The sequence below is a fragment of the Lysinibacillus sp. genome (assembly GCF_032093475.1).
Lineage (GTDB): Bacteria > Bacillota > Bacilli > Bacillales_A > Planococcaceae > Lysinibacillus > Lysinibacillus irui.
Genome location: NZ_DAMDAY010000145.1, coordinates 1 through 6,024 on the forward strand (window position 1 = coordinate 1; position 6,024 = coordinate 6,024).

Annotated in this window: 5 protein-coding genes; 3 read left to right on the forward strand and 2 right to left on the reverse strand. The window is 38.6% G+C overall.

The window, feature by feature from the left end; all coding sequences use genetic code 11:
- Window positions 1–364: 364 nt before the first annotated feature.
- Entirely contained in the window at window positions 365–730 is a 366-nt protein-coding gene (locus tag RT445_RS21120) for a VOC family protein (RefSeq protein WP_274796674.1), read from the forward strand.
- A 242-nt stretch (window positions 731–972) separates the two neighbouring features.
- Complete coding sequence (locus tag RT445_RS21125) at window positions 973–1,914, forward strand: C40 family peptidase (RefSeq protein WP_274796673.1); 942 nt, start codon at window positions 973–975, stop codon at window positions 1,912–1,914.
- A 244-nt stretch (window positions 1,915–2,158) separates the two neighbouring features.
- On the opposite strand, the gene RT445_RS21130 is transcribed toward RT445_RS21125, so the two are convergent.
- Both RT445_RS21130 and RT445_RS21135 read right to left on the reverse strand, forming a co-directional pair.
- The gene (locus RT445_RS21130; protein WP_274796672.1) at window positions 2,159–3,547 is read right to left on the reverse strand and encodes a UDP-N-acetylmuramoyl-tripeptide--D-alanyl-D-alanine ligase; all 1,389 of its coding nucleotides are present in this window, start codon (window positions 3,545–3,547) and stop codon (window positions 2,159–2,161) included.
- 146 nt (window positions 3,548–3,693) lie between these two features.
- The gene (locus RT445_RS21135) at window positions 3,694–5,088 is read right to left on the reverse strand and encodes a Mur ligase family protein (RefSeq protein ID WP_274796671.1); all 1,395 of its coding nucleotides are present in this window, start codon (window positions 5,086–5,088) and stop codon (window positions 3,694–3,696) included.
- A 140-nt stretch (window positions 5,089–5,228) separates the two neighbouring features.
- On the opposite strand from RT445_RS21135, the gene RT445_RS21140 reads away from it, so the two are divergent.
- A partial coding sequence (locus RT445_RS21140; protein ID WP_313471501.1) for an ATP-grasp domain-containing protein occupies window positions 5,229–6,024 on the forward strand: 796 nt, incomplete at its 3' end.

Genomic DNA, 6,024 nt, shown 5'->3' on the forward strand with positions numbered 1-6,024 from the left:
TTCTATCCACCACTTTTTGTCGGCTATCCTTCAATTTCGGGGTTCTATCCACCGCTTTAAGCGCTATCCTTCAATTTGAGTATTTTATCCACCACTTTTCGATGGTTATCCTTCAATTCTAAGATTCTATCCACCGCTTTAAGCCTATCCTTCAATTCGCGCATTCTATCCTTCACTTTGAGCATTCTATCCGCCGCCCTATCCTTCAATTCCAGAGTGCTATCTCTCAATTCGAAGTTACTAACCCCCGCAATAAGAGCTTTCCTCCCACTACTAAAGCCGCCATTGCGCTCTGCCTCCTGTCACCATTTCAAATATTTTGGAAATATACTATAATTAAGGTAGAAAAGGAGGCTTCATTTCTATGATTATCGGTTTACATCATGTGCAAATTACGATTCCAAAGGGGACAGAGGGGCAGGGAAGAGAATTTTATTGTCATGTCTTAGGTCTTGAGGAAATTGAAAAACCTGATTCTCTCAAAGGGCGTGGGGGATTTTGGTTGCAGCTAGGGCATCAAGAGGTGCATGTAGGTACAGAGGAAGGCTTCGATCGTTTGACGACAAAGGCGCATATTGCTTATCAGGTAGAGGATATTAACGAGTGGCGGGAGAAACTAGCACAACATCAGATCGACATAATAGAGTCCGTGCCAATCCCTCATTATGAACGTTTTGAGTTCAGAGATCCTTTTGGCAATCGTGTTGAAATGATTCAGAAAATCTCGTAAACTGTCCACTTTTGGGCAGTTTTTTTCATGAGAATGTTCCATATGACAACGTACTGAAACATTTGTAATAAAACTGTAAATTCCCTCGATAAAGCCTTTTATAGCAAGTGTTAAGGGGCTCTCCTTTGTTGCTCTGGTAACATTTACCGCGTAGAAGCCCTAGATTTTCATGCTACGATTATTTCCATGGCAAAGCTATACAGGAGAAATCCTACTAGATGCTAAGGAGGTTATTTAATAACATGAATAAACGATTTTTATCTACAACACTTGCCTTAACGATTGGATTGAGTTCATTCGGAATGGTGCAAACAGCATTCCAACCTATCCAAGTAGAGGCTGCTACAACAAATACACAGAACAACGCACAGGCTGTTGCTGCGAAAGCAGATCAATTAATTAAAACTGGTAAAAGCTTAATGGGGCAAGCAACATACAGCAATACGGTATACAAGCCTACATACCCATATAAATTTTCTTGTGCTTCATTTTTAATGTACATTTTCGAGAAAAATGGTGTAGATCTTGGTACGTACAATGAAAATTATATGATTCAGCAAGGGACATATGTAGCGAGAAACCAATTACAAAAAGGGGATTTAGTCTTCTTTAAAAGTAAAAAAACAGGGACAGATCCCGACCATGTCGGCATGTATATTGGCGACAATAAAATCATTCACATGGCTGATCCAAAACAAAATATCATCATCTCTGATTTAAATAGTAAGCCTTATTATAAAGAAAATTATGTATCTGCACGTAGAGTATTACCTACCCTACTATCAGCCAACCCTGCAACAAAAGGCGATAAAATTGTTGAGTATGCGCTGACTTATAAAAATAAAGTATCGATTAGCTCGACAACAAATGAGTCAAGTCTACGATTTACCGCTCCAGCTTTTGTCGATTTCATCTATCGTAAAAGTGGCGTTACACTCGGATCAACTTCTTTAAGTGGTTTAATGAGCAAAGGATCAACTGTAGCGCGTGCTAATTTGAAAAAGGGTGATTTAGTCTTCTTTAATAGTGTGAAAGGTTCAAAAAACCCTTCTCTTGTAGGGATTTATGCAGGCGATCACCGCATCATCATCCCTAATTCCGATGGTGTCATGACAAGAGTATTATTTGTTGATTATTATGCTAAACATTATATTACTGCGAAGCGCGTTATCTCTACTAAATAACTCTACGCCCAGAAGTATAGCAAGCTTTAGTTAGTACACTTATTCAAAAATCTCAGCTTGAAAAAGTTGATTTAGTATTCTTCTCTACCAATAGAAATCACACAAACGGGGATCTATTTAGGGAGTAATCAATATATTAGTATGACAACGACATGGGCACAAAAGAATTTTGTAACAGCTCGACGCGTTTTAAAATAAGTAAGATAATTGGGTGTCTCATTTAATTTTGAGACACCCTTTTGCTCTATAAAGAGTTTTTAAGTGTATTGGCAAATTCAATCATGGATCTACTCGACATCGGCCCTTTTATTAAGACAATCGTGTCCGCATCAAGCTTTGGTTTCAATAGTTCTAAAACGCCTGCTACCTCTTTAAACGTATGAACTTCTGCGTTGGTTCCATCTTTTTGAGCCTGGTCGGCAATTTTCTCTGCCCTTTTGCCGATGGTAATTAATGTATCAATCTTTCTCTCAGCAACCATCGAGCCAATTTCTCGATGATATTTTTCCTCAAAATTACCCAATCTCTTAATATCACCTAAAATAAGAATAACCTTTTTCTCTTTTCCTACTGTATCTAATACTTTTAAGGCTGCCTCTACCGATGTTGGATTATTGGTCCATGTATCATCGATAATCGTACTATCTCCTAGTCCTGTCGTAAATTCTAAATGTCTTGCCATTGGTTTAAAATTCCTTAATCCTGAAATAGCCTGACGAATGGTCAGCCCCATTTCATGACAGGCGGCAATTGCGGCTAACGCATTGTAAACTTGGTGTTCCCCATAGCCAGGGACAAATACGTTATACGTTGTCTCTGCAAATTCAAGTACAAATTTCATACCTGTATTGGCAAATTGTATTTTCGAAGCCTTGTAATCCGCCGAATCCTGTAAACCAAATTTAATAATCTTCCCTTTAAATCGTTTCAAAGATATTGTTTTAATGTTATCATCATCCGCATTGATGATTAACGTGCCATCTTCTTTAATTCCCTCTACAATTTCAGCCTTGGCCTTAATATAACCTTCAAGGTTGAGACAGCCGTCTAAATGATGTACACCAATATTCGTAATAATACCGATTGTTGGCTGATAGATCATACACTGATGTTTAATATTCCCTGTGTTGCCTAAGCCTAATTCAAATATAGCCGCTTGTGTTTTCTCTTCAATACCCGTCAAATAGGGTAATGATTGTCTCGGCTCATTTTTACTGCTGACGGATGCTTGCACTTGCCAATGCTTACTCGCGATATGCTTTAACATCTCTTTTGTTGTTGTTTTACCACAGGTTCCTGTCAAAGCAACAACCGGAATGTCAAACAGACTCCGATAATATTCGATAAAAGTCCAATAGGCCTGCGTAACGCTTTTGACTTGTAAAACGGTTGTATTGTCTAAGGCGTTTTTTAACTCAGTAGACGGCTTATCAGATATGATGAGGGACGGACCTTTTCGATCAATCTCTTGCCAGTTAATTTGATCACTTCGACTTACAAACAGAAGCGTATGACTTTTCGTTAAATCATGCCGATTATAGTAGATTGCATGCTGAACAGACCATTGATCTGATCCATGAATGAGCTTTCCCTGTAGTACATTCCTAAGTTTTTGCACACTAATCGGTTGCAAGTGTACTACGCCTCCTCTCTTTATCAATCTTATAGATGATTTGTTCCTTCTCTTGATTCAGAGTGTTGTTTTCTGATCAATTACTATACCTTATTAGCGCTTCTTTCTATGTGGCACAGTCAATATCCTATATTGTCAGAAGCAAGTTAATCTGCGGGTGGTGTAGGTTTAAGCTTTAGCTCCGTTGCTAGTTTTGACACCTGTTTACTATACATATCACCTTTTATGAGAACAATCGTATTCTCATCCATAATCCCCTGCAATAACGGATAAACGAGCGTGCTATTTTTAAATGAATAAACAGGCTTGCTAAACCCTAGCATTACTGCATAATCCGCCATAATCTTGGCATGCTCCCCAATAGTTATCAAAACATCCGCACCAATACGATGGATTAATTCACCCGCTTGCTCGTGAATAACATAGCCCCATGAACCTAAATCCGTAATCGTCCCTATCACAGCAATTTTCTTCTTGCCATCCCCTAGCTCATTTAATACTTTTAAAGCAGCCTCTAAGGAGGTGGTTGTAATACTCCAAGTATCATCCAATAACATCGAATGATTGATGCCCTCAAAGAGCTGGAGTTGTTTTTTCAATTGGCGGAATGACTGAAGTTGTTTTGCTGCAACTGGAATAGGTACCCCCATGTCATAGACTGCTGCGATGGCAGCAAGGGCATTATAGACCTGATGTTCACCAAATCCTGGTACAAGAATGTCATAGCTTTGTCTGTCATACTGAAGAACAAATTTCATGCCCTTTTGATAATACTGAATATGACTCGCTCGAAAATCACAGGATTCATGCTTTCCCACCTTTATCAAGCGCCCACTAAATCTAGAAACATCTAGTTTTTTAGTATTGATATCCTCCGCATTAATAATTAACGTACCTTTAGGATGAATAATGTCTAGCATTTCTCCCTTTGCTTGAATATAGCCCTCTAATGTTTTGCAATAATTTAAATGATGGGCTCCGATATTAGTAATAATCCCGATCGTCGGTTTGAAGTATTTCCCAGCATTTGTAACATCACCTGGTGAGCCAACAGCCGTTTCAAATACGGCTGCCTCTGTATCTTCCTCAATACTTAGTAAATATTGCAATGATGCCGTTCTTGAATTACTGCTCAATGTAGTAGCGGTCACTTTATGCTCTGCTGAAAGAATATGTTTAATCATCTCTTTTGTTGTTGTTTTCCCCGAAGTTCCTGTAATCGCTACAATGGGGATCTGGAACTGATTGCGATAAAAATGAACAAACTTCCAATAGGCCTCATTTGCATTCGCTACCTGTATCATATTAACTTGGTTTGGAATGTCATTTGGCCGATAAGCTCTATCGGTCACTAGCACTAGAGGAGAAAATGGCTCAAGATTTTTCCAATTGACAATGCGTTTACTAGTAAAAAGGGCCGTATTAGGTTTTTTTACTTGTTTTAATCGATAAGCACCATGCTGAATCAGTAAATCCTCTGACCCTTGCACTATATAGCCTGTCGTAATCATTGCTAAATTTTTCACCGAAAGAGGCTTCATATCTTTTCTCCCTCCTTTCTTTTCTAGTATATGTAACCTCCTAAAAGTTGCTTGGATGAAGTCAAGATACATAACTAGGAGAAATCTATTTCGTTGCATATATATAAAGGTGATTAAGTATCTAAGTACCAATAGAAGGAGTGATATACCTGAAAGCAATTGTATTTATCGGTACAAACAAATCCGGGTCTAGCCGTGAAGCGACGAGAGCAGCAGAAAAATTAGGCTACTTCACAGTACTTTTTACTAATAATGAAAAACAACTTCAGCAGCGACGAGCCTACCCTGACATTCATAAAATGATACTCATTGATACTTTGAATATTGAAAGAATGAAAGAGGAAATTGATAAACTAGGGAAAACCGGATTAGACATTAAAAGTATCGTTAGTTTTGTGGATCCATTTGTCCATGTTGCCTCTATGCTATGTGATGAATTTTGTCATAACTACACCTCCTCCTCCGCAATTGAAATCATGGAGGATAAAGAAAAAACGAGAAATTATTTAAAAGACCAGCCATACTCACCAAAGTTTTCGCTCATGAAGCCCAATGAACCTATTGCTAACAATTGGACTTTTCCATTAATCGTGAAATCACCAAAATCAACAGGCTCAAAAGATGTACTATTAGCAACGGATGCTGATCAACTTAATAACCACCTCAAATCATTACGTAGTAAAAACCCCTATGAATCGATCATGATTGAAGAGTATTTGGAGGGCCCTCAATACTTAGTGGAGGCTGTTGTGTATCAACGGCAGCCACATGTGATTGGCATAATTGAGCAGGAAATTACCCAAGGGAAACGCTTTATCATTACAGGCTATGGTGTATTGGTGAAAGCTCCTCAAGACATTCGCGCGGGAATCGAGGAAGTACTCCACTCCATTGTAAAGGCCTTTGATTTAGAAAATGGGGCGCTCCATTTAGAGC

Bases quoted from the DNA above. Each gene is read 5' to 3' on its own strand.
- RT445_RS21135 (WP_274796671.1), bottom strand. From the start codon at position 5,088: ATGAAGCCTCTTTCGGTGAAAAATTTAGCAATGATTACGACAGGCTAT.
- RT445_RS21120 (WP_274796674.1), top strand. From the start codon at position 365: ATGATTATCGGTTTACATCATGTGCAAATTACGATTCCAAAGGGGACA.
- RT445_RS21125 (WP_274796673.1), top strand. From the start codon at position 973: ATGAATAAACGATTTTTATCTACAACACTTGCCTTAACGATTGGATTG.